We start from the raw sequence: 22,688 nt of genomic DNA, 5'->3' as shown, positions 1-22,688 counted from the left end.
CGCCACAGGCCGGGGCGCGGGCTGTCGCAACGCCGCTGGCGCGCTGCTAGTCTTGTTGTCCCAGTCCGTCACTGAAGCCTGATCGTCCGCCTATGCTGCCGCGTATTGCTGTCCTCCTCGCCGCCCTGCTGCTGGCCAGTCCGAGCATGGCGCTGACCATCTACAAGTATGTCGACGCCAACGGCGTGGTGACCTACAGCGACAAGGCCGTGGCGGGCGCCCAGGTGTTCGTCTTCCGTGACCGCATGATCGAGCGCCTCGATACGGTGGTGAAGCTGGAGACGGTCAAGCACGAGGGTGGCGAAACCCTCAAGGTGCGCAACGATCTTTATGCCCCGGTGCAGATCGAACTGCGCCTGGACAATGTGCAGAACGCCGTCGGTGCGCCGGATAAGCCGATTCACTGGGTACTGCCACCGCGCAGCTCAATCCGTCTGGTCAGCCTGGCACCGGCCGAACCGGGTAAGCCGATGAGCTACAAGAGCAAGCTGCGTTCGGTGCTGGGTGACCCGCGCCTGGTGCCGCTCAGCTATGCCTACCCGCTGCCCTGGCGCGGCGGGCCGTTCAAGCTGACCCAGGGCGCCAACGGCAAGTACAGCCACTTCACCCCCAAGGGCCGCTATGCCCAGGACATCGCCATGCCCGAGGGCACGCCGATCGTGGCCGCCCGCGGCGGGGTGGTGGTCAAGACCGAGAATCACCAGAGCGGGCGTGGCAACAACCCGTCCGGCAACTTCGTACGCATCCTCCATGACGACGGCACCATGGGTGTGTACCTGCACCTGATGCGCGGTTCGGTGATGGTCCAGGAAGGTCAGCAGGTGGCCGTCGGCACCCCGCTGGCGCGCTCGGGCAACACCGGCAACAGCACCGGCCCGCACCTGCACTTCGTCATCCAGCGCAATGTTGGCCTGGCCCTGGAGTCGATCCCCTTCGACTTCGCCCGACCGGTGGGCAGCCTGCCCAACTTCGCCGTCGCCGGCGGCGAGTAGCCGATGCCGAGCCCGCGCCGCTGCATAGCGTCGATTACTGGGCGCTGGTGGATGGCGCTGGCACTGCTTGGCAGCTATCTGGCGCAGGCCGAGGAAATCGTTCTGGCTTCGCCGGACTACTGGTGCCCTTTCACCTGTCAGGCGGGTGCGGCGCAGGAAGGCTTCACCGTCGAGATCATCCGGCGCATCTTTGCCCCGCACGGCATCAGCGTGAGGCTGCACAACGAGAACTACAGTCGCGCCCTGCGTCATGTGCGCGAGGGCCGTTATACCGCGACCGCCTCGACCTTCAAGGATGAGGCGCCGGATTTCATCTTTCCCGGCCTACCAGTGTCGTTCAATCGCTTCTGTTTCTACACCCGCAGTGAGGATCTTTGGGACTATGCCGGCCCGGCCAGCCTGGCCGACCGGCAACTGGGTGTGGTGCAGGACTATGCCTACGGCAGCGAGATCGACGGTTTCATCCAGGCCAACCCGCGACAGGTGCAGCGCCTGAGCGGCGATCAGGTTACCGCCAGGCTGATCAAGCTGCTGCGGCGCCAGCGACTGGATGCCTTTGTCGAGGAGCAGAACCTGGTGCGCTACACGCTCCGCCAGCAGTCGCAGCTGCCACTGCGCGAGGCTGGCTGTGAAACGACCAAATACGCCTACATGGCCATCTCGCCCAATCATCCGCGGGCCGCGGAGTACGCGCAGATGTTCAGTCGTGGCATGCGTCAGTTACGCGCCAGCGGCGAGCTTGAACAGATTCTCCGGAGCTATGGTCTGCGTGACTGGCAACGTTGAGCGGCGGATAGGCTGCCGGCGACTGGATACTTGAGTCGTCGGGGCCAGACTCTGCGGTGTCTGCCAATGCCAGGGCTCTGGCCGGACTTGTCCCAGGCGCTCTGTTCCGGTACTTTCCGCGCCCCTCGGGCGGCTCCGCCGCCTTTCAGTCGCCCCGGAGCGCCCATGAGTCCCGCCGATCTCGTCATGCAGAGTTATGGCCGTTGCTGTGCCAGCAGCGGTTTCTTCGACAGTTTTTACCAGTACTTCCTCGCCAGTTCGCCGGAGATCCGCGACAAGTTCGCCCATACCAACATGCCGGCGCAGAAGCAGCTGTTGCGCCAGGGCATCCTCAACCTGGTGATGCACGCCCGCGGCATGCCCGATACCAAGCTGCGCGCCCTTGGCTGCAGCCATTCCCGCGCCGCCCTTGATATCCGCCCGGAGCTCTACGACCTGTGGCTGCAGGCCCTGCTGCAGAGCATCGGCGAGCACGACGGCCAGTGTGATGCGAGCACGCGCCTGGCCTGGCACGAGGTGCTGAACAAGGGCATCAGCGTGATAAAGGCGCAGTACTGAGCTGTCCCGTCCCGCTGCCCGGTCAGCGCGCTATGGCAGAAACCCTATATAATGCGCGCCTTTCAAACCTTACCCTGAGGTCAAGCCTGTGAGCACTCTGCCACCCTGCCCGAAATGCAACTCCGAATACACCTACGAGGACGGCGCCATGCTGGTCTGCCCGGAGTGTGCCCATGAGTGGTCGGCCACGGCCGCTGCCGACAGCGCCGCGGAAGGCGACAAGGTGATCAAGGATTCGGTCGGCAACGTGCTGCAGGATGGCGACACCATCACCGTGATCAAGGACCTCAAGGTCAAAGGCAGCTCGCTGGTGGTCAAGGTCGGCACCAAGGTGAAGAACATCCGCCTGTGCGATGGCGACCACGACATTGATTGCAAGATCGACGGCATCGGCGCCATGAAGCTCAAGTCCGAGTTCGTGCGCAAGGTCTGACCCGGTGCGCCCGGCGGGGCAGACTCTGCCGGGATTGGCTACCCTGCATAAGGCGTTGTGTGCTGGCGGAGGGCGTCATGAAAGAACTGTGGGTGGCCGCGCTGATACTGCTGGCGGCACCGCTGGCTGCCGAGGAATGGCGCGTGGTGGGCGACGAGCAGTTTGCCCCCTACAGCTTCGTCAGCCAGGACGATGACACGCCGCGTGGTCTGGATGTCGAACTGGTGCGCGCGGTACTCGACGAAACCGGCCAGCCCTACACCCTGCGCCTGTATCCCTGGGCGCGAGTCAAGCAGATGCTCGAACGGGGCGAGGTCGACATGGCCTTCCAGTTCGCCGGCACGCCCGAGCGCCAGGCCCAGTACGAGCTGGTCGGCCCGCTGCGCAGCGGTTCCACGGTATTCATGAGTTCCACCCGGGTGGTGCTGCAGGACTGGCACAGCCTCGACGATCTGTCGCCCTACGTGATCGGCCAGGTGCGCGGCTATGCCTACGAGGCGGCCTTCGACAAGGCCGATCTGCGCCGCGACAGCAGCGCCAGCAACCCGCGCCAGCTGGTGTCCATGCTGCTGGCCGGACGCATCGACATCATCGTCGGTGATCGCGAGCAGTTGCTGTATTTCGTCCGCGAGCAGCGCGCCGATGCCGAGGTGCGCATCCTGCCTACGCCACTGGTGCAGATGCCGCGCTACGTGGCTTTCGCCAAGGGTGACAAGCACCGTGCCGAGCGCTTTGCCAAGGCACTGGAAAAGCTCCGTGCGGATGGTCGCTTGCAGACCCTGCTGCAACGCTGGACGCACTGACTCCAGTAAAAGCCCGTCAAACCGGGCTTTTACTGTTCTTGGGCGTGGCTGTTCAGGCGGCAGACTGGCCTTTCAGATCGGCAATGATCTCCTTGGCACAACGCTGGCCGGTTTCCACGGCGCCGTTGAGGTAGCCCTGCGACTCGATCGAGGTGTGTTCGCCGCAGAAGTGGCAGTTGCCCTGGCGCGCCCCCTCATAGCCGACGAAGCGGGTGTAGTTGCCTGGGGCGTAATAGCCATAGGCCCCTTTGGTCCACTTGTAGCCGGGCCAGTAGTTGAGAATTACCCGGCCATTCCACTCGTTGGTAATACCCGGAATGAGTCGTTCGAACTGCCCAAGGAACTGCGCCGCCTTGGTATCCAGCGAGGCGGTGTTCATCGCCACGGCCGTGGCGCCGCCGGTGAAGTTGTTGATGATGCCCTCGGCGCCGGCCTGGGCCCGGGTCACTTCCCAGGTATCCTGATAGCCGGTGTCGCTGTAGGTCGCCCCGTTGCAGTTCTGCTGACGCCAGATGCGGTTGCGGAACTGCAGCTGGAACTTGCTGTTGTTGCCCATCGGCATTTCGCGAATGGCGGTGGTCTTGAGTGCATCGAAACCGGCGCCGGAGAAGTCCACGCTGCTACGCAGGATGGTGAACGGAATGGCCATCACCACATGCTGACTGACAACTCGCAGGGGGCCGCCCGCCGTCTTGAAGTCCAGTGTGTAGCTGCCGTCGGGGTTCAGTGCGATGCGGGTCAGCTCATGACCAAGCTGGATCTGGCTGCCTGACAGGCGGGCCGCCATGCCGCTGACCAGTTGATCGTTGCCACCGCGGATGTGGAAGCGCTCGTTGGATTCGCCGAACATCTGCAGGCTGTTCTGCTTGGAGTAGCCCAGCAGGTAGATCAGGTTCAGGGCGCTCTGTTCGTTGCAGGCAGCGCCGTATTCGATCTCGTAGGCGATATCCAGCAGGCGGCCCAGGCGCGAGGTGATGCCGCCCGGCACATAGAGGTTGATCCACTGGGTAATGGTCATCCGATCCAGTTCCTGACCGCGGGCCGTGTAGCTGTTCCACAGGGTTGGGAAGGGCGCCTTGGCCACATCGGTATTGAGCTGCTTCTGGATCGCCTTGAAATCGTTGTAGGCCTCTTCGACGCTGTAACGCTGGCCCTGCAGAAAGTAGAAATCTTCGCCGCCGACGGCTTCGTCGTAGACTTGCAGGTCATCGACGGTCAGCCCCAGCTCGGCGGCCAGGTTGAGAATCTCCACCTGATAGGTGTCGATCAGCTCGCCGCCGTTTTCGGCGATTTGCCCCGGGAAGGTGTTGCGATTGCTGAAGCAGCGGCCGCCCAGGCGCGTTGCCGCCTCGTAGACCACGGCATCGATGCCGACCTTCTTCAGTTCATAAGCGGCTGCCAGCCCGCCCAGGCCGCCACCGATCACGGCGACGCTGGTGGTGCCGTTACCGTTACCGAGGGCGGCCTGGACCACGCCCGGCAGGCCGGCGCCGGCGGCTGCCATACCGGCCAGCCCCATGCCCTTGAGCACGGTGCGGCGGCTGTGCTGCGCGGCAATCGCCTGCTGCAGATCGAGGTCGGTGTCTTGGGTGTCTGCGGCGAGGCGGCTTAGGGCCTGCAGCCGGCGCAGAAGGGGAGTACGAGCCATCTATCAATCTCCGTTGTTATAAGTATCGGACTGCATAGAACAACTGCGTTTACATCGGGTGAGGCTGGCGCCTTCTTGCCGTGACGTCGGAGGCGCTGCTGTGCCGCAGGGGGAAACCACGCAGCACGGCGCTAACCAGGCCAGGTGGGCCAGAGCGTCCTCCCGCCACCACTGTGCGTAGTGACAGCAGGAGGACATCTGGAGGCTAATGAGAGGAGTGCTCAGAAACAAATGCGTAATAACGATAGGGTCTTTCGATAAAAGCGAAGGCTTGGGGTGTGCGCATCACACTGGTGCGCCGGCAGCTGCCCTGTGCTGTCGAAGGGCGTATTCAGGGCGATTCGGGGAGATTGCGGGGCTGCCAGTGGGCAATCAGATCGGGCACTTCTGCCTCGTCATCCAGCTCGGCCAGCTGGGCGCTGTCGACCAGCGCGCGCACCTGCGGGTCGGCCATTTGCAGGCCGAGCGCGCCATCGGGCAGGCAGGCGGTGATGCGATAGGGTTGCCCCTGGTCGTCGACGCAGATCCTGGCCAGGTCGAGAAAGCGTGGCGAGCAGCGCTGGCCATCGCGGTCGACCAGTACCACCACCTTGGGGCGCAGCTGCAACCGGGGGTTCTTCTCCAGCACCACACCCACCTCGCCGGTGTGCAGCTCGACCAGGGTGCCGACCGGGAAGATGCCCAGCCACTCGATAAAGCGCATGACCAGCTCGGCGTCGAACTGCGTGTCGCGCTCGTCCATCAGCACCTTGAAGGCATCCTTGACGCTGCGCGCGCGGTCATAGACGCGCTGGCTGGTGATGGCATCGAAGCAGTCGATGACGCTGATGATGCGGGTGAAATAGGGAATCTGCTCTTCATTCAGCCCCTGCGGATAGCCTGTGCCGTCGAGGCGCTCATGATGGCCGTGGGCAGTCTGGCTGACGATGGCCGCGAGGTCGGCATGCTGCTTGAGCAGCTCGTGGCCCAGCCGGGCGTGGCCCTGGATGTGTTCGAACTCCTCAGGGGTGAGTTTGTCCGGCTTGTTGAGGATGTGCGGGTCGACGCGGATCTTGCCGACATCGTGCAGCAGGCCGCACAGGCCCAGCTGCTCCAGCGCTTCATTGGCCAGACCGAGGTGCTGGCCGAAGCCCATGGCCATGATCGACACGGCAATGCAGTGCTGGCTGGTGTACTCGTCCTGCGACTTGATGCGTGTCAGCCAGAGCAGGGCACTCTCGTTGCGCAGCAGGCTGTCGAGGTTGTCGCGGACCACTGCCCGGCAGGCCGGTATATCGATCTGGTGACCGTGCAGGATGCGGTCGAAAACGTGTTCGATCAGTCTCGTGCTGGCCTGCTGCTGATGGCGTGCCTGCTGCAGTTCGTGTGACAGCGGCTGGCGCCTGTGGCTGGGCGTGGGAGTGCCGGCGGGGCTGACCTGCACCTGTTGCAGCTCGTCGATGAACACATACTGGCAGCAGGCCTGAACGGCCTGGATATCCTCGGCGGTCAGTAGCGGAAAGCCCTGGAACAGGAATGGAGTTTCCCGCCAGGGGCGGTCCACCTCGCACACATACATGCCAATCTTCAGTTGCCAGGCATCCAGCCGGCGACGGGTCAATCGCGTGCCTCTTGGCATACAGCGCTACTCCGGCCCTACAGGTGTTCTCCCGTCAGTGTAGCTGCTGGTGGCGGCTCGCCGCCGGCCGTTCAGGGAGCGGCGGCCGTGACCGGCGCGCTCGGGAAGTTCTGCAGGTAGGCGGCCAGGCCGGCGATGTCGGCATCGCTGAAGTTGGCAGCGATCGACATCATCACCGAGCCGGCGCGGCTCGGGTCCTTGTCGCGGAAGCGCGTCAGCGCCTTGCGCAGGTATTCCGCCGGCTGGCCGGCCAGGCGCGGCGTGTTCTCGCGCCCTTCGGCCTGCTGGCCATGGCATGCCACGCAGATGGTCTTGAACTTCACTTCGCCCTGCTGGGCGAGCGCGCTGTCCGCCGGCTCGGGGTGCGGCAGCACCTTCTGCTGGCCGAAGTAGATGGCAATGTTGACCCGGTCCTCGGTGGTCAGGGTCGGTGCCAGCTTGGACATGACGAAGTCGGTGCGCTCGCCGCTAGCGAATTTCTCGAAGGCATTGAACAGGTAGATCGGATTCTGCTGTGCCAGGTTGGGAATGTGCGGGCGCTTGCTGTTGCCGTTGGCGCCATGGCAGTTGCCACAGAAGCGGATGCGCTCCTGACCGGCGGCGTAGGCCTGCTCGCGCAGGGCCGGGTCGGCATTGAGCTGGGTGAAGCGCAGCAGGGCTTCCTCGTTGGCCTGGGCCAGGCCGGCCAGGCTGGCGAGCAGTAGCAGGGCAATCAGTCGCATGGCAGAGATCCTTTCCTCGAAACGCCGTGGGGCGGGGGAATTGGCGGCGACTATAGAGGGACCGATTGCCGCAGATGCTGGCACAGATCAAGCAAAACGCAGGTTATTCCGCGGCCGGCGCCGGGTAGGCGTACAGCAGGATCGCCTCGGCCAGTTGCAGGTCGCTGTAGTGGCGGCTGGCCGGGCGTTCGCGCAGCAGGCGCAGCGCGGCCTCCAGCTCCACGCCACGGATGGCGCCCTGGCTGGCGACGAAGCTGGCCGCGTCTTCGCCTGCCGCGCGGATCAGCTTGTCCTCGCGGCTGCTGGTACTGCTCTGGCTGGTGAAGTCCGGCGCCTCATAGGTGAACAGGACGGTGACCAGGCTGACGTAGAGCGTCATGTATGGCGGATCATCGGGCAGGGGAAACGCGTCATAGTCCTGCACCTGAGCCTGAGTGGCAGACAGTGGCAGGCAGCTCAGCAGCAGGATGGGCAATAGGCGGTAGGTCACGGACGCTCCCTGTCGTGATGGCAGCCGGCATCCTAGGAGCTTTTTCCGTGTTGGCGCAAACTGCGCCCCCCGAATGGCTGCGCCGTCACGGAGAAGCCCTGGCACAGGCCTCGTACGCCTTCCTGTCGCGGACTTGCTGGGCTTCGACTTGCGGGGTGGCGGCTTTGCGACAATGCTTGTCTGGCCCACCCGCCGAGGATTCCTCTTGCCTGTCCGCCTGCTGATCCTGTTGTTCTGCCTGCTGACCAGCGCTACCTGCCAAGCGACCATTCTCGAACTGCGCGATGGCCAGGTTCCGGTTCGCCTGGTCGAGCAGCTCGAATACCTGATCCCGGCGCAACCTCTGGACTTCGCCGAGGCTACGCTGGCGCAAGGTTGGCAGAGGGGGCGCGGTTCGGCGCTGAACCTGCGCCGCCAAACCGGCCCAGTGTGGGTGCGCTTGGCGCTGTACAACGCCAGCCAGGTGGACGACTGGCAGCTGGAGGTGGAGTGGCCGGTGCTCGACCGCGTCGAGCTGCGCCTGTACGACCCGCAGCGTCGGCAATGGGGCGCGCCGATGGTGGCGGGGGACCACTTGCCGCTGGCGCAGTGGCCGCTGCCGGCGCGCCAGCCGACCTTCCCGCTGCAGCTGCCGGCGCAGGAGCTGCGCTGGGTCTACTTGCAGGTGCAGAGCACGGAAAATCTGGTATTGCCCATGCAGCTGCTCAGCGCCCGGGACCGCGTGCAGCAGGAGCTGGAGCAGAGCATTCTGCTGGCCCTGTTCTTTGGCGCCATGCTCTCCATTCTTCTGTATAACGCGAGCCTGTACCTGTTCACCCGCCAGCCGGACTACATCTGGTACAACCTCTACCTGTTCGGCGTGGTGCTCTACGAACTCAGCCTGAGCGGTTTTGGCACGCTCTACCTGTGGCCGGGCCTGGGGCTGCCGGGCGGCCTGATCTACGCCGGCTCGGCCATGTGGAGCTTCCTCGCCGCGACCCTGTTCATCCGGGCTTTCCTGCGTATTCCGCGTTACGGTGGCTGGCCGCTGTGGGTCAGTAATGCACTGCTTGTCTATTGGGGACTGGCGCTGGCGTTGGTGTTTATCGAGCCGCACTGGCTGTTCGCGCTGGGCGTCAACTCGATGGCCCTGCTGACCTGCCTGCTCGGTCTGGCCATCGGCTTCAGCCTGTGGCGGCGGGGCAATCAGTCTGCGCCGCTGTTCATGCTCGCCTGGCTGTCGCTGATCGTTTTCACCTTCATTCATGTGGCGGCCATCGAAGGCCTGCTGCCGGTCAACGCGCTTACCCTGCGCATCCAGACGCTCGGTTTCTTCACCGAGTTCATCCTGCTGTCGGTCGCCTTGGCCGATCGCATCAACCGCGAACGGGCGGCGCGGGTCGAGGCGCAGCGGCAAATGCTCAAGGTGCAGAAGAACATCAACGAAGAACTGGATCGTCGTGTTCAGGAGCGCACCGAGCAGCTGCAACAGACCCATGAAGAGCTGGAGCGGGCCAACGCCGAGCTGACCCGCCTGAGCTACACCGATGCCCTGACCCGCCTGGCCAACCGGCGCCACGTCGAGGCTCAGCTGCCGCTCATGCAAGGCAGCGACCTGGCCGTGCTGATGCTCGACATCGACCACTTCAAGCGGATCAACGACAGCTATGGCCACCCCTTTGGAGACCGCTGCATCGCTGCGGTCGGTGAGGTGCTGCGCCAGCAGGTGCGGCGCAGCGGCGATCTGGCCGCGCGTTATGGCGGCGAGGAATTCATCGTGCTGCTGCGTGGTTGTCCGCTGTCGGCCGCCGAGCTGATTGCCGAGCGCATCCGCGCGGCGGTGGCTCAGCTGAGCCTGGAGCACGAAGGCCTGCCGGTGAGCCTGACCATCAGCGTTGGCCTGGCCCATAGCGGCGAGGCTGGCACGGAGGTGCGTGCCCTGATCGGTATCGCGGATCAGGCGCTGTACCAGGCCAAGCAGGGTGGCCGCAATCGCGTGGCCGTGGCCAGGTAGGGACTCTCCTGCAGCGCAGCGATCTCAGGGGCCTCGCCCCTTGAGCAAGCTGCGAACGGGCATGGCGGCGATGGCTGACGATTGCATCAGCGAGGTTCAGCGGGCGTGCTGCATGGGATGGAGACGCTCCCACGGGGCCCGTGGGAGCTGAGGCAGGCGCGAGACTCAGTTCTTCAGAGAAACCTGCTTGGCCTCGATTTTCAGATCGCTCAGGCGCTGGAGCAGGGCATCGATATTGGCCCGTGCGGAGCCTTCGTTGGCCAGGCGCAGGCGCTTGATGGCAATGAACGAATCGCCGACGCCGGCCGTGAAGGGAGTGCGCACGATTTCGCGGAGGATCACCTTGTCGCTGGCGGTATCGATCAGGGTGTACTCGACTTCGCTGGTGACCTCGAAGTCCAGTCCGAAGATCGGCTGGTCGACGCGCAGCAGGTTGGCGCGCAGGGCATAGGGTGCCGAGTTGTCACCAAGCAGGTCGGCATTGTCGAGAGACTGTTGCAGCGCGGCGCGGAAGTCCGGGCCATTGATTTCAGACGTCCACAGCGGGTTGGTTGCTTCGCCACCATTGACCTCTGTCAGCTGCACATTGTTTTGCAGCTTGGCATCGTAGCTATGGGCTTTGGCCTGGGTGTCAGTGACAGTCATGCCAGGAATCTGGGCGGAGGAAGCACAACCGGTGAGGATGGCGGCGAACAGCGATACAGCAAGCAAACGGAGCATAGAGTTTCCTTAACGTGCTCTGATGGTGACACGCCGCCAAGGGCGGTGGCATGGCGTCTGGGGCCAAGCACTGAGCTCAGCGCTCGTCCCTGAACGCGCCCAGAGCATAAAGTCTCAAGGGCTGCTCCTCAATGCTTGGCGTAGTGCCAGTGGCTGTATCGTGTAAGCCACAGAGTGGTTCAGTCCCAGATGAAGGTATCGGGCCAGGGGTTGGCCTGGATGCCCAGCAGGTAACCGTCGGCGGTGCGCTGACGCAGCTGTTCGGCATTGCCGACCTGGCGACCGTTGCCGGTGTGGCGGCTGGGTTCCTTGAGCTGTGGGGTGAGCAACCAATGGCCAGGCTGGTCCTGACTGATGCGGGTGCCCGCGGCGTGCTGCCATTCGCCCAGGGTCAGCGGGCGGGCGAGGGCGCCCGACCAGCCCAGCAGTTCACCGTCGTTGCTGAGGCTCATTTCCAGGCTGCGCAGGAGCAGGCCGTCGAAGCTCAGTTCGCTGTTGTCGGCCGCGCGCAGGCGCCAGCCGTAGATCTCGCGCTTAACCAGACTGCCCGCCGGCCAGTCCAGGCCGCCGCGCTGGTTGCCGGCGGCCAGCTGGCAGTGTTTCCAGCGCCACTGGCTAGGCCGGTACTGCGCCTCGATCTCGCGGGCGAACTCGGCCCACTCGCCAGCCGCGCATTGCCAGCCTTCAAGCGCTTGGTCAGCGACCAGTCGCACACGGCTGAAGTAATGGTTGGGCGGCAGGTCGAGGGCATCGATGCGCAGGCCAAGCACCTCGATGGGCTCGCTCAACTCGGCTTCCTTGATGCTCTGCAGGCCGTGCGCCTGCGGCTGTTGCTGCCAGTCCAGCGGCTCCAGCGTGTTGAGAGTCACCCGGCTGCCGGCCGGCAGGGTCAGCTCGCCCAGCGTCAGCGGCTCGCTGAGGGTCGGGTGCAGCGCCGCCTGGCGGGCGTTTTGTTCTGTCTCGATCTGCCTGAACTCGTGCTGGATCAGCAGGCCGGGTAGGCTCAGCGCCACCAGCAGCAGGCCGCAGATCACGGCGCGCCATGGGCGCTGGCGCCAGTACCGGCTTGGTCGCGGCCAGGCCAGGCTGAGCAGCCCACCGGCGAGCGCCGCCAGCGCCAGCCAGGCCAGCAGAACCAGTAGCGAAGCCAGCAGCAGGCCAGTGGGATTGGGGACTGGAATCATCGGTGGCGCCCGTTGCGAAGCAGTCGCCAGTATGCGGCAGCCCGCGCTTTTCTGGTTTGCGCCAGTGCAGCTTTTGCCAGATGCTCAGCGCCTACCCCATCTGCACGGAGAGCTGGGATGAGTGATCACGAACGCCGCATCAGCTGCGGCGAACATGGCGAGGGCAGCGCCTGCTTTGTATGCCGTCACCTCAAGGATGGCGAGGGGCTGGGCTTCAATGTCGGCTACGACCCCGAATGCCCGGACGAGCTACACCCGGCCGCCTGGTGTGATGCCTGCGAGGCACTGCTGGAGGAGGAGGGCGAATGGACCGAGCGGGCCCAGGCCGATGCGGATATCCAGCTGCTTTGCAGCGCCTGTTATGAGCTGATCCGGGCGCGCAACTGGCGGCAGGACGACGAGGTGCTGGTCGAGCTGATCAGCAGCAGCTTCGCCTACCTGCAGGCGCAGCAGGAGCGCTTCATGGCCGACTACCGCATCGGCAGTCACGAGCGCTGGGACTGGGACCAGCACAGCGGCACGCTGCTGTTCTCCCAGGCCGGGCAGCCCGTGGTGGAGTGCCGGATCGACTTCGTCGGCAGTTTCTCGAACCGCTCCGACAGCTGGCGCTGGGCCTGGGCCAACGACTCCTTCGTCGAGCCGGTTAAGGCGCGCAGTCGCGAAGTGCGGGCGCTAGGCGAGGAGCTGGGGCTGCTGCCGCTGGCCTGTGCCCAGTGGGCTGGCGATCCGGTGGATGGTTGGGAGATGACCGCCGTGATGGCCCGGCAACTGGGCGCCATCGGTGCCTACCGGGTGCCCAGTGATTCGGGTTTTCTCTACATGACCGTGAGCGAAGCGCGCTGGTTGGACGCTTCGACGTAGTTCACGGGCTCGGGGTCGGCATGCGGTAAACAGCCCGCGGCGATGAGCTCGAAAACCAGTGCGCAGGAATTCGAGACGCCAACCTTATTCTGCAAGTTCGCCCGGTGTTTGCGCGCAGTCAGGTGGCTGATACCAAGCCGTTGCGCGATTTGCTTGTCGCTGAGGCCATTGGCAATCAGCAGCGCAATATCCAGTTCGCGTCGGGTCAACGCGACAGCAGGCTCAGCAGCCTTCTGCGGGGGCAACGCCACTGGTGGCGAAGAACTGCGGGATTAATTGCACGGACTTGTTGGCGGAAAACTTGGTTAATAAGTTTTCTCGATGTTTTCGCGCGCTGGCCAGAGAAAACTTCAATAAATCAGCCACTTCCCTGTCGGTATAGCCTCTGGCAATAAGCGACAAGACCTCAAGTTCCCTTCGGGTAGTTTTTATATCCACCGCGGCCACCGCCAGCTGCTCATAACACATCCCTGTATGTAGGCAACGCCCGGCAAACTAGCACCCTTGGCGGAAACCGGGCAATCCCGGTTTTGTGCAGCCAATCAATTAATAGTTATTTGCCGTCGAAGTTCCTTGCCACTCAGTCTGTCCCAATTTCGGGGCTCGCTAATGGCCAACTTTTTCAATACCGCATTTGCCGAATTCCAACCACCGCACCCGGAATGCAGGATCAAACCGCCGCGAACATTGTCGCCGTGCTTCCAGTCGTGAACGCCGTCCATGCCAGGCAAAAACTGCACAGGCAGTCAGAAAACTGCCGAGTACCACGCCTTGAAAGGAATAAATCGATGAATTGGAATCTTTCGTTTACCAAGTTGATTCGTGACGGCCGCGCTGCTTATTGGGGCAACTGGACGCTGGACCCGACTATCAAAGTTGGCGCTGTGGGGATTGTTGCGCCGGATAGCGGCAACTTCACGCTGGTTAAAGAGCAGTTGCCAAACTTCAGTAGTGCCAGCCGCAGCGTGCCCAACCAGTGGAAGCTTTCCTCCACCAATGTTCACCGCACGCAAAGCAATATTCAGCTCGATGGCTCCGCCACCGACCCGGAAACCGGAACCAAGATTACGGCTGGCACCGAGGTCAAATGGACCTTCTCCTCCGTCGGTTCGATCGCCTCGGAGTTCGGGATTGCGTCGGAAGCCTATGCCACCGATCTCACCGAGCTGACCCAGGCTGACAGCCTGAATTGGCTGGCCAGCCAGGCTGCATCAGTCAGTATGAGTGCCAATGGCGGCATGGCGCAGGGCTTTGGCGTGATCACCAGTGTGATCTATGCCAACAGCGGGTTGAATGTCGGCTCCCAGGATGACAGCTCATCGTTTTCGATCAGCGGCTCGGCCGGTGCCGTGCAGGACATGCTGGCGGGTGCTGATGGAAAGGGTTCCTACGTGTCCACCAACCAGACCCAAAGTGTCGATCAACACCTGTGGCCTTTCCAGGCGGATACCCTGGCCAGCGCGCCGGTGCCCATTGCTTATACCTTTGCCTCGTTTGACGGAAATTTGCTGATTCCCAATTGGATTACGCAGTTGGGCGCCTTCAAGATTCTCTTCAACAACAAGCCAGGCTGCACATATATCACCAGCATCAGTCTGACCTACGACACGCCGCAGGGCCCGGTCAAAGAAGACTTCAAGCTCAGTGGTGGTATTTCCAAAACCGTCGGCAATATTCCGCTGACCGCGACCAATATCCAGGCCAAGGTCACCTTCAAGGGTGTATCGAATGATGATCACTACAACTTCAGTTGGCCAAGTCCGCTGGGGCAGTGGCTGACCGGTGCTCGGGAAATTGACATGAGCGGTGTCTGGCCGGGGAAAACCAGTGCTACCGATAAACCGCTTTAAGTTTCAGCTACTGACGCACTGACGGGCAGTCCAGTTGTGGTGACTGTCTGCTGGTGAGTCTTGCTCAGTGTGCAATCAATTATTGAATAGTGAGAATAACGATGAAATCGATCAGCATTAAACTGTGCGCCTTGCTGCTGTGTGTAGGTGCTTCATCCGTTTTCGCCGGCGGCAAGATTCCGGTTTGCAAAAGTGTCATTCCGGCCGCAGAGCGCGAAGATTATCGCGATGCCAAGGTTGAGGCCGTTGCCGGTCGGGGTACGGTATTCAACAACAATGAAAAACTGTTGCCGGCTGCCGGCAAGAACGAAACCTATCGTGAGTACGATCTGGGCATGAACCAGGCGGGTGGCCGCGGTGCACATCGGCTGGTGCTGCTTGTGCTGGGGGGCGAGAAGAACCAGGTGCTGGATCAGTACTACACCGACACGCACTACAGCAGTTTCTGTGAGGTCCGGCAGTAATACAGGCGCGGTGTGATAACGCGGCTCGTTAGAAGCGAGCCGCGTTCGTTGGGAAGACGCAAGTGCGAGACCAAGCGGGGCTCTCAGCATTGCCATTTGCCTCTTCGTATGCCGTGACCACCCGTCTGGGTAGCCGCCAAAAAGGAGCGCCTGCTTAATACTCGTACAGTTCGGCAAACACTCTCTCGGCAGCCAAAGGCCTCGCCCATGGACATCCCGCGCTATCTGCTCGCGGCACTCCTGTCTGTCCTGATCGGCCAGGCACATGCCGAGCGTATCCTGATTGCCGCCGAGGATGACTGGCCGCCCTATTCGGCCAGGCAGGCCGACAGTCCGGAGCCTGCGGGTTTCACCCCGGCGCTGGTACGCGAGATATTTGCCCGCCGCGATATTGCGGTGGAGTTCATTACCGTGCCCTTCTCGCGCTGCCTGCATTACGCACAAACCGGCTACGCCGTGGCCTGCTTCAACGTCACCATCACCGATGCCAATCGCGACCAATACTATTGGCATCCCACGCCCATGTTTCATGAGGGGCTGGCCATTTTTGCCCGGCGTGGGCGCTTCCAGCCAGAGTTGAGCGGCAAGGATCTGCAAGGCCACCGCGTTGGCATCACCAATGCCTACACCTATCCCAGCGACTTCATGCAGAACCCGAAGATTGAACGCGCGGTGGCGCGCTCGGATGCCAATTTGCTGAACATGCTGATCAAGGGCCGGGTGGATTTCATCATCATGAACAGCCTGCCGGGGCAGTTGCGGATTCTCGAAGAGAAGCTCGGCCCGCAGATCGAGCGTGTCGGGATGATTTCACTCGACGGCTTCTGGCTGAGCTTTTCCAGGAACCATCCGGACGGCGAGCGCCTGTCGAAGATATTCGAAGAGGAACTGGTCAGGCTCATGGCCAGCGGGCGTGTGGCGGAGCTGGAGCTGGAGATGAAGACACGCCTGGGGCTGCGTCTGCCGCAGGATGCCCAGGCAGGGCAATAGCCCTCCCGGCTCTGCCCTCGGCGCCGGCCGCCGCCAGCCGTTTCAGCCGGCGCCGTGCAGCTGGCTGATCAGCAGAAACAGCAGCAGACCCAGCGGGCCGAACATCAGCGTCAGCAGGTAGCAGGGCACCATCCACAGGTGGCTGATGCCCTGCAGCGCCCCCTGCTGCTGGATGTACAGCCCGGCCAGCAGATCGAAGGCGAGGATATGAATCCACGCCGCCAGCACCGCCTTGGGATTGCTGAACAGGGCCAGTACGCCGCGCAGGCTGAAGAAGCCCGGCTTGCCCAGGCTGCGGTCGCCCCGGCTGGTCAGCGCCTGTACCAGCCCGGCGCCGTACAGCACGCACAGCAGCACCACCGCCACGCCCAGCACCACCTTGGGCCCCATGGCCCAGCCGGGCAGTACCAGCAGAATGCTCCAGCCGCCGAGTGCGACCAGGCTGGAGAGTTGGAACAGGCGTTTCTGGCTGAGCGCCGGCATGGGGAGTGTCCTCGATAGATGGGTATGAGTGTTTTAGCGGATGGCCGCCCGGTTGCGCCGCCATCAGTGAGACGGTGAATGGCGGGTGATTACCCTTGAGAGGGCTTTGCACTGCCGACTGATCTGGCGGGGGCTGCGCTGACTGGTCTGGCATGCGCGCTGGCGCTGGTTTGTGACGGGCGTTCCGGTTAAGGTCGAGCTTTCTTTTTGTGCTCAGGGATGAGGCATGGCGCAGTGTCGGATTGTTGGGGATGGGGGCGTTAGCCGTGCGGTTAGTCCGCAGCGCTTTCCTCGGCGTTTGGCGACTGGTTGCGCCTTGCACGGCGCGTCACTTTCTCTTGTCTGGCCAAGAGAAAGTAACCAAAGAGAAGGCCACCCCGACATCCGGGTTTCGCTGCGCGAACCTGATTCGCTTCGCTCACCCTTCGGGCCAGCCTGCGGCTGTTACTTCGCTTCGCTCCTCCGGTGCCGCTCCGGGGGCCGGCTTACAAGGGCCGTCGTGGCCCTTTAAGCCTCGCTCCCTGTCTCGCATCCCCCTCCACAACACCTGCGCTCGGCCTTCTGACGGGGACGGTAGCGCGACCGAATCTCCAGCGTTTGGCTCGTAACCGGGCAGCGACTTCAGGCTTTTCAAAATCAGCTTTTTGCTCAATGCACGGCCTTGCGGGCTGGGATCGGGTCCCGTCAGGAGGCCGAGTGGAATCGACGTGGAAGGGGATTGGCGGCAGGGATGCCGCCAAAGGCGTAAAGGGGCTTGGATGCCCCTTGTACGCCGGCCCCTGGAACGGCGATGTAGCGAGGGAAGTCTGGTGGCGCAGCCGCCAGACCCGGATGCCGGGTGTGTTTTCTCTTTGGTTACTTTCTCTTTGCACACGCAAAGAGAAAGTAACTCGCCGAAAAGGCGAAAAGCGATGTTGCGGGATTAAATGAGGCGTGTCCCCGCTTGCTATAAGTAGTCGTTTTTGAGGTTGCAGTCCCCCCACAAGACTTTTCTCCCGGACTCTGAACGAACTCTATATAAGGGTTTTCGAGAATTAACTTTTGTCTCGATTATATATGAGTCATTTTCTAGAATGTCGATCCACATGCATCTTGTGATGACAGTCCAACCGGTTAAGCCTAGGGGCGGGGTAAGCTTTGGTATGGATATCTCGAGCTCTATTCGATGCCTTCCGGGTGGGGTGTATATACTGTCAGGCATGGTCTTGAGTAGGTTCTTTAATTCTTTATTTTCAATTCTTTTTATGCCTGACTCATATCCCGGGGCTAGATTTACGATTTTCAAATTTGGTGGTTCTGATAATTTTTCTAGCGGGGTGAGAGTGCACCCAAATATCGATGATGTAAGTAGGGTTATTAAGGCAGTGCGCCGCAATTTATTATTCGACCCAATCATCGCCTTTCTCTTCGCATAGAAGGGAGCCGGTATTGTTGTTGTTTGATATTAGTTCCACAAAGCTTTGCTGATTATTTGTTATGTCTGTTCGCGTGCCATTGTTGTCGAATTTGTATAGTTTCACATCGCAGTTGCCGGGGGCGATTGAAAAATCAATCTGGTAGTTTCCAGACTCTTCTGGGGTGAACATGGGAACTCTACATGCACCCAAGGTAAGTCCTACGTACTTCGATGGACTACTCACTAGGTCGCCAAAGTCAATGTCTTGGAATAACATTAGTGGGGCAATTGAAAATGTCTTGTTGCTGGGGATTTTCCTCTCTAGAACACCATCTCTTGGTGGAACAGATTCTGGCATGCCCAGTCGCTTCTCGTCTGCCTCAGGTCTGCAGCTAATGCCGCCAATAATTTTGTCGCCTTTGCACGTGGTGGGGTTAACAGTTGCAACGGCCAAACAGAATTTGAATTCTGTTGGATTTGATGTGGTTATCCTAAGGTTTGCTGCTTTATGGTCGGTCGGTTCTGTGTACATGTCGGCTGTAGAGCAGCCGTGTAACATGGCTGCTGCTATCAATAAGTATGAATTTTTGATTTTCATGTTTTTTATTTATTGCTGGTTATTTTGATTTTATATGCGGGAATTGTATTTTATTTGTTGGTTGAAGCAAAAGGCCCGTCTCTCGACGGGCCTTCTTATTTAACGCTCAGGCGCATTCACCACCTCAGGCCATCGCCACGGCCTCTTTCCTCCGTTCAGACTTTTTTGCCTGATACGCCCTCGCCGCCTCATGGAAGGCGCCCAGCAGCGCGTTGTACTGCGCGTTCTCCCAATAGCGGTATTCGGGGTGCCACTGCACACCCATGGCAAACGCCTTAGCGCCTTTCACGCTGACCGCCTCGATCTGCCCGTCCTCACACACCGCCTCCACCTGCAGGCCCTCGCCCAGACGGTCGATGCCCTGACCGTGCAGCGAGTTCACCTTCATCTCGCTGGCACCGATGATGCGCTGCAGCAGGCCGCCCTCGGTCAGCTTCACGGTATGAATCGGGCCGTAGGCTACATCGTCCGGCACGTCCTTCACCTCGCGGTGATCCAGGCGACCATCGACGTTGTGCACTTCGCGGTGCAGGGTGCCGCCGTGTAGGACGTTGAGCTCCTGCACGCCACGGCAGATGCCGAGGAAGGGGATGCCACGGTCGATACAGGCGCGCATCAGGCGCAGTACGGTGGCGTCGCGGGGTTTGTCGGCCAGGCCCAGGCCGGGATGCTCGTCGCCGTAGAAGCTGGGGTGCACGTTGGACAGCGAGCCGCCGAACATGATGCCGGAGACGCTGTTCAGCACGGTGTCCATGTCCAGGTCATCGCCAAAGGCCGGGATCATCAGCGGGAAGGCGCCGTAGCCGGTGACGGACTGGATGTATTTCTCGCCCACCAGGTGGAACCAGCCGATGTCGCGGTCAGTCAGCTGCCAGCGGCACAGGGGGAGACCAATCATGGGTTTGCTCATTGCAGGGAAGTCCTCTTCTGTTGATTGAAGTGGGCTGCCCTTGGGAGAGCGGGCTTGCCGGTCACGTTGGCCGTGAACCCGCTCACCCAAGGGGTGCCGTAACCGGTGGAACCGGGTCACTGCACCAACGCCGCGCCCGCGCGGCTGGTTTACTGCGTACATCGGTTTTGCAGGGGCGTCGGCTTATGGTCGCCGGCGCTGGTACAAAACCGCTTGATGCACAAAGGGCTGATCCTGCGATCAGCCCTCTGGTGTTCAGCTTAGCCGTTGCTCGGGAAGGCGAACTGCGCGGCCTCGTGGGAGGCGCGCTGCGGCCAGCGCTGGGTGATGGTCTTGCGCTTGGTGTAGAAGCGCACACCGTCCGGGCCGTAGGCGTGCAGGTCGCCGAACAGCGAGCGCTTCCAGCCGCCAAAGCTGTGGTAGCTGACCGGCACCGGCAGCGGCACGTTGATGCCGACCATGCCCACTTCGATCTCGTCGCAGAACAGGCGGGCGGCTTCGCCGTCACGGGTGAACAGGCAGGTGCCGTTGCCGTATTCGTGGTCGTTGATCAGCTGCATGGCGTCTTCCAGGCTGTTGACGCGGACGATGCAGAGGACCGGGCCGAAGATTTCCTCGCGGTAGATGGTCATGTCCGGGGTGACGTGATCGAACAGGGTGCCGCCGAGGAAGAAGCCGGCCTCATTGCCCGGCACGACCAGGCCGCGGCCATCGACCACCAGCTTGGCGCCCTGCGCTTCGCCAGCGTCGATGTAGCCCTTGACCTTGTCGCGCGCCGCGCCGGTGACCAGCGGGCCCATGTCGAGGCCGCAGGAGGTGCCGGCGCCGACTTTCAGGGCCTGGATTTTCGGGACCAGTTTTTCCACCAGCGCGTCGGCCACGTGGTCACCCACGGTCACGACCACGGAGATGGCCATGCAGCGCTCGCCGCAGGAGCCGTAGGCGGCACCCATCAGGGCGTTGACGGTGTTGTCCAGGTCGGCGTCCGGCAGCACCACGGCGTGGTTCTTGGCGCCACCGAGGGCCTGCACGCGCTTACCGCGGCGGTTGGCTTCGGTGTAGATGTATTCGGCGATCGGGGTGGAGCCGACGAAGCTGATGGCTTTGACTTCCGGGGCTTCGATCAGGGCGTCCACGGCAGCCTTGTCACCGTTGATGACGTTCAGCACGCCCTTGGGCAGGCCGGCTTCGTGCAGCAGTTCGGCGATGTACAGGGTGGAGCTCGGGTCGCGCTCGGACGGCTTCAGGATGAAGCAGTTGCCGCAGACGATGGCCAGCGGGTACATCCACAGCGGCACCATGGCCGGGAAGTTGAACGGGGTGATGCCGGCGACCACGCCCAGCGGCTGGTGATCGGACCAGCTGTCGATGTTCGGGCCGACGTTGCGGTTGTATTCGCCTTTCAGCAGTTCCGGCGCGCCACAGGCGTACTCGACGTTTTCGATACCGCGCTGCAGCTCGCCCACGGCGTCTTCGAGGGTCTTGCCGTGCTCTTCGCTGATCATCGCAGCGATCTTGTCCTTGTTGGCTTCCAGCAGTTGCTTGAAGCGGAACATGACCTGGGCGCGCTTGGCCGGCGGGGTGTTGCGCCAGGCCGGGAAGGCAGCCTTGGCGGAATCGATGGCGAGCTGGATGGTGGCGGCGTCGGCCAGTTCGACCTGGCGGATGGCCTCACCCATGGACGGGTTGAAGACCGGGGTGGTGCGGCCGCTGCGGAAAACGATTTCGCCGTTGATCAGGTGGGCGATGGTGCTCATGGGCATCTCTCTCAATGTGAATTCGGGTCGTACGCCCTCTCCCGCAGGAGAGGGGTGCCAAAGGCGTATCAGTCGAGGCTGTTCAGCACATCGCCGACGGCGTTGAACAGGCTGTCCAGCTGCTCGGGCTTGGTGTTGAAGGTCGGGCCGAACTGCAGGGTGTCGCCGCCGAAGCGCACGTAGAAACCGGCCTTCCACAGTTTGATGCCGGCCTCGAACGGGCGGATCACCGGGTCGCCGTCACGCGGTGTCAGCTGCAGGGCACCGGCCAGACCGCAGTTGCGGATGTCGACCACGTGCTGGCTGCCTTTGAGGCTGTGCAGTTTTTCCTCGAACACCGGGGCCAGGGCAGCGGACTGCTCGATCAGGTGGTCGCGCTGCAGCAGCTCCAGGGTGGCGAGGCCCGCGGCACAGGCCACCGGGTGGCCGGAGTAGGTGTAGCCGTGGCCGAACTCGACCATGTGCTCCGGGGTCGGCTGCTGCATGAAGGTGTTGTAGATCTCGCTGGAGGCGATCACCGCGCCCAGCGGGATGGCACCGTTGGTGACCTGCTTGGCGGTGTTCATGATGTCCGGGGTAACGCCGAAGTATTCGGCACCGGTCCATTTGCCCATACGACCGAAGGCGGTGATCACTTCGTCGAAGATCAGCAGGATGTTGTGCTGGGTGCAGATCTCGCGCAGGCGCTGCAGGTAGCCCTTGGGCGGCACGATCACACCGGCGGAACCGGACATCGGCTCGACGATCACGGCGGCGATGTTGGAGGCGTCGTGCAGTTCGATGAGTTTCAGCAGCTCGTTGGCCAGCTCCACGCCACCGGTTTCAGCCATGCCCTTGGTGAAGGCCAGGTGCGGTTGCAGGGTGTGCGGCAGGTGGTCGGCGTCCATCATCTGGCCGAACATCTTGCGGTTGCCGCCGATGCCGCCGAGGCTGGTGCCGGCGATATTCACGCCATGGTAGCCACGGGCGCGGCCGATGAACTTGGTCTTGCTCGGCTGGCCCTTCAGGCGCCAGTAGGCACGCGCCATCTTCACCGCGGTGTCGGCGCACTCGGAGCCCGAGCCGGTGTAGAACACGTGGTCGAGGCCGGCCGGGGTCAGCTCGGTGATCTTCTCGGCCAGCAGGTAGGACAGCGGGTGGCCGTACTGGAAGCCCGGGGCGTAGTCGAGGGTACCCAGCTGGCGGGCGACCGCTTCCTGAATCTCGGCGCGGTTGTGGCCGGCACCGCAGGTCCATAGACCCGACAGGCTGTCGAACACGCGACGGCCCTTGTCGTCGATGAAGTAGTTGCCGTCGGCCCCGACAATGATGCGCGGGTCGCGCTTGAAGTTGCGGTTGGCGGAGAACGGCATCCAGTGAGCGTCGAGCTTCAGCTGGCTGGCAAGGGACGGGGCAGTTTCAGGCATGGTCATGGCTCTTATCTCGCACAGGC

General features: G+C 62.5%; 23 protein-coding genes. 10 read left to right on the top strand and 13 right to left on the bottom strand.

The genetic code is table 11. The features are described 5' to 3' along the window. The first annotated feature begins 92 nt into the window (after nt 1-92). From HNP49_RS03810 to HNP49_RS03790, 5 genes are all read left to right on the top strand, one after another. Nucleotides 93-992, top strand: coding sequence for a M23 family metallopeptidase (locus HNP49_RS03810; RefSeq protein ID WP_184680737.1), 900 nt, complete (start codon nt 93-95; stop codon nt 990-992). Between the two features lie 3 nt (nt 993-995). Next, on the top strand, nt 996-1,778 hold the full coding sequence (locus HNP49_RS03805; RefSeq protein ID WP_184680735.1) for an ABC transporter substrate-binding protein: 783 nt from the start codon (nt 996-998) through the stop codon (nt 1,776-1,778). A gap of 165 nt (nt 1,779-1,943) precedes the next feature. Further along, entirely contained in the window at nt 1,944-2,336 is a 393-nt protein-coding gene (locus HNP49_RS03800; protein WP_184680733.1) for a globin, read from the top strand. 88 nt (nt 2,337-2,424) lie between these two features. After that, nucleotides 2,425-2,769 (top strand): zinc ribbon domain-containing protein YjdM, encoded by a 345-nt coding sequence (locus tag HNP49_RS03795; RefSeq protein WP_184680731.1) that lies wholly within the window; start codon nt 2,425-2,427, stop codon nt 2,767-2,769. A 77-nt stretch (nt 2,770-2,846) separates the two neighbouring features. Next, on the top strand, nt 2,847-3,572 hold the full coding sequence (locus tag HNP49_RS03790; protein ID WP_184680729.1) for an ABC transporter substrate-binding protein: 726 nt from the start codon (nt 2,847-2,849) through the stop codon (nt 3,570-3,572). Nucleotides 3,573-3,624: 52 nt separating this feature from the next. Here the strand turns inward: HNP49_RS03790 and HNP49_RS03785 are convergent, their stop codons facing one another. The 4 genes from HNP49_RS03785 to HNP49_RS03770 all read right to left on the bottom strand — a co-directional run bounded on the left by HNP49_RS03785 (nt 3,625) and on the right by HNP49_RS03770 (nt 8,050). Further along, nucleotides 3,625-5,220, bottom strand: coding sequence for an NAD(P)/FAD-dependent oxidoreductase (locus tag HNP49_RS03785; protein ID WP_184680727.1), 1,596 nt, complete (start codon nt 5,218-5,220; stop codon nt 3,625-3,627). Between the two features lie 331 nt (nt 5,221-5,551). Then, complete coding sequence (locus HNP49_RS03780) at nt 5,552-6,820, bottom strand: HD-GYP domain-containing protein (RefSeq protein WP_260407041.1); 1,269 nt, start codon at nt 6,818-6,820, stop codon at nt 5,552-5,554. An 89-nt stretch (nt 6,821-6,909) separates the two neighbouring features. Then, on the bottom strand, nt 6,910-7,560 hold the full coding sequence (locus tag HNP49_RS03775; RefSeq protein ID WP_184680723.1) for a c-type cytochrome: 651 nt from the start codon (nt 7,558-7,560) through the stop codon (nt 6,910-6,912). Nucleotides 7,561-7,663: 103 nt separating this feature from the next. Further along, complete coding sequence (locus HNP49_RS03770) at nt 7,664-8,050, bottom strand: DUF2388 domain-containing protein (RefSeq protein WP_409372517.1); 387 nt, start codon at nt 8,048-8,050, stop codon at nt 7,664-7,666. A gap of 205 nt (nt 8,051-8,255) precedes the next feature. Between HNP49_RS03770 and HNP49_RS03765 the strand changes: the two genes are divergently transcribed. Next, nucleotides 8,256-10,043, top strand: a complete 1,788-nt coding sequence (locus HNP49_RS03765; protein WP_184680721.1) for a diguanylate cyclase — start codon at nt 8,256-8,258, stop codon at nt 10,041-10,043. A gap of 165 nt (nt 10,044-10,208) precedes the next feature. Here the strand turns inward: HNP49_RS03765 and HNP49_RS03760 are convergent, their stop codons facing one another. Together HNP49_RS03760 and HNP49_RS03755 are read right to left on the bottom strand one after the other, a co-directional pair. Next, entirely contained in the window at nt 10,209-10,763 is a 555-nt protein-coding gene (locus HNP49_RS03760) for a hypothetical protein (RefSeq protein WP_260407040.1), read from the bottom strand. A 179-nt stretch (nt 10,764-10,942) separates the two neighbouring features. Continuing rightward, entirely contained in the window at nt 10,943-11,947 is a 1,005-nt protein-coding gene (locus tag HNP49_RS03755) for a hypothetical protein (protein WP_184680718.1), read from the bottom strand. Nucleotides 11,948-12,064: 117 nt separating this feature from the next. Here HNP49_RS03755 and HNP49_RS03750 point away from each other — a divergent pair, with 117 nt between their 5' ends. Next, complete coding sequence (locus HNP49_RS03750) at nt 12,065-12,808, top strand: DUF6882 domain-containing protein (RefSeq protein WP_184680716.1); 744 nt, start codon at nt 12,065-12,067, stop codon at nt 12,806-12,808. Here HNP49_RS03750 and HNP49_RS03745 read toward each other — a convergent pair. Continuing rightward, a complete protein-coding gene (locus HNP49_RS03745; protein ID WP_311772062.1) occupies nt 12,763-13,059 on the bottom strand; it encodes a helix-turn-helix transcriptional regulator in 297 nt (98 codons plus the stop codon). The genes HNP49_RS03750 and HNP49_RS03745 overlap by 46 nt on opposite strands. Next, nucleotides 13,031-13,276: a response regulator transcription factor gene (locus HNP49_RS03740; RefSeq protein ID WP_260407039.1), complete on the bottom strand. Its 246-nt coding sequence runs from the start codon at nt 13,274-13,276 to the stop codon at nt 13,031-13,033. Before HNP49_RS03740 ends, HNP49_RS03745 begins: the two co-directional genes overlap by 29 nt. Before the next feature lie 320 nt (nt 13,277-13,596). Here HNP49_RS03740 and HNP49_RS03735 point away from each other — a divergent pair, with 320 nt between their 5' ends. The 3 genes from HNP49_RS03735 (at nt 13,597) to HNP49_RS03725 (ending at nt 16,112) form a co-directional block, all read left to right on the top strand. Continuing rightward, nucleotides 13,597-14,658: a hypothetical protein gene (locus HNP49_RS03735; protein ID WP_184680710.1), complete on the top strand. Its 1,062-nt coding sequence runs from the start codon at nt 13,597-13,599 to the stop codon at nt 14,656-14,658. 101 nt (nt 14,659-14,759) lie between these two features. Beyond that, a complete protein-coding gene (locus HNP49_RS03730; RefSeq protein ID WP_184680708.1) occupies nt 14,760-15,122 on the top strand; it encodes a ribonuclease domain-containing protein in 363 nt (120 codons plus the stop codon). 207 nt (nt 15,123-15,329) lie between these two features. Beyond that, a complete protein-coding gene (locus HNP49_RS03725; protein ID WP_184680706.1) occupies nt 15,330-16,112 on the top strand; it encodes an ABC transporter substrate-binding protein in 783 nt (260 codons plus the stop codon). A 42-nt stretch (nt 16,113-16,154) separates the two neighbouring features. Here HNP49_RS03725 and HNP49_RS03720 read toward each other — a convergent pair whose 3' ends face one another. The 5 genes from HNP49_RS03720 to HNP49_RS03700 all read right to left on the bottom strand — a co-directional run bounded on the left by HNP49_RS03720 (nt 16,155) and on the right by HNP49_RS03700 (nt 22,668). Further along, nucleotides 16,155-16,595 (bottom strand): abscisic acid-deficient protein Aba4 family protein, encoded by a 441-nt coding sequence (locus tag HNP49_RS03720; protein ID WP_184680704.1) that lies wholly within the window; start codon nt 16,593-16,595, stop codon nt 16,155-16,157. A 1,379-nt stretch (nt 16,596-17,974) separates the two neighbouring features. Next, the gene (locus HNP49_RS03715) at nt 17,975-18,589 is read right to left on the bottom strand and encodes a hypothetical protein (protein WP_184680702.1); all 615 of its coding nucleotides are present in this window, start codon (nt 18,587-18,589) and stop codon (nt 17,975-17,977) included. Between the two features lie 124 nt (nt 18,590-18,713). Next, complete coding sequence (locus HNP49_RS03710) at nt 18,714-19,487, bottom strand: gamma-glutamyl-gamma-aminobutyrate hydrolase family protein (protein WP_221445046.1); 774 nt, start codon at nt 19,485-19,487, stop codon at nt 18,714-18,716. 272 nt (nt 19,488-19,759) lie between these two features. Then, nucleotides 19,760-21,256, bottom strand: a complete 1,497-nt coding sequence (locus HNP49_RS03705) for a CoA-acylating methylmalonate-semialdehyde dehydrogenase (protein WP_184680698.1) — start codon at nt 21,254-21,256, stop codon at nt 19,760-19,762. A 68-nt stretch (nt 21,257-21,324) separates the two neighbouring features. Beyond that, nucleotides 21,325-22,668, bottom strand: coding sequence for an aspartate aminotransferase family protein (locus tag HNP49_RS03700; RefSeq protein ID WP_184680696.1), 1,344 nt, complete (start codon nt 22,666-22,668; stop codon nt 21,325-21,327). Between the last annotated feature and the right edge of the window lie 20 nt (nt 22,669-22,688).

The organism is Pseudomonas fluvialis (assembly GCF_014207935.1).
GTDB classification, from domain to species: Bacteria; Pseudomonadota; Gammaproteobacteria; order Pseudomonadales; family Pseudomonadaceae; genus Aquipseudomonas; species Aquipseudomonas fluvialis_A.
This window is presented reverse-complemented; position numbering and strand designations above follow the sequence as displayed.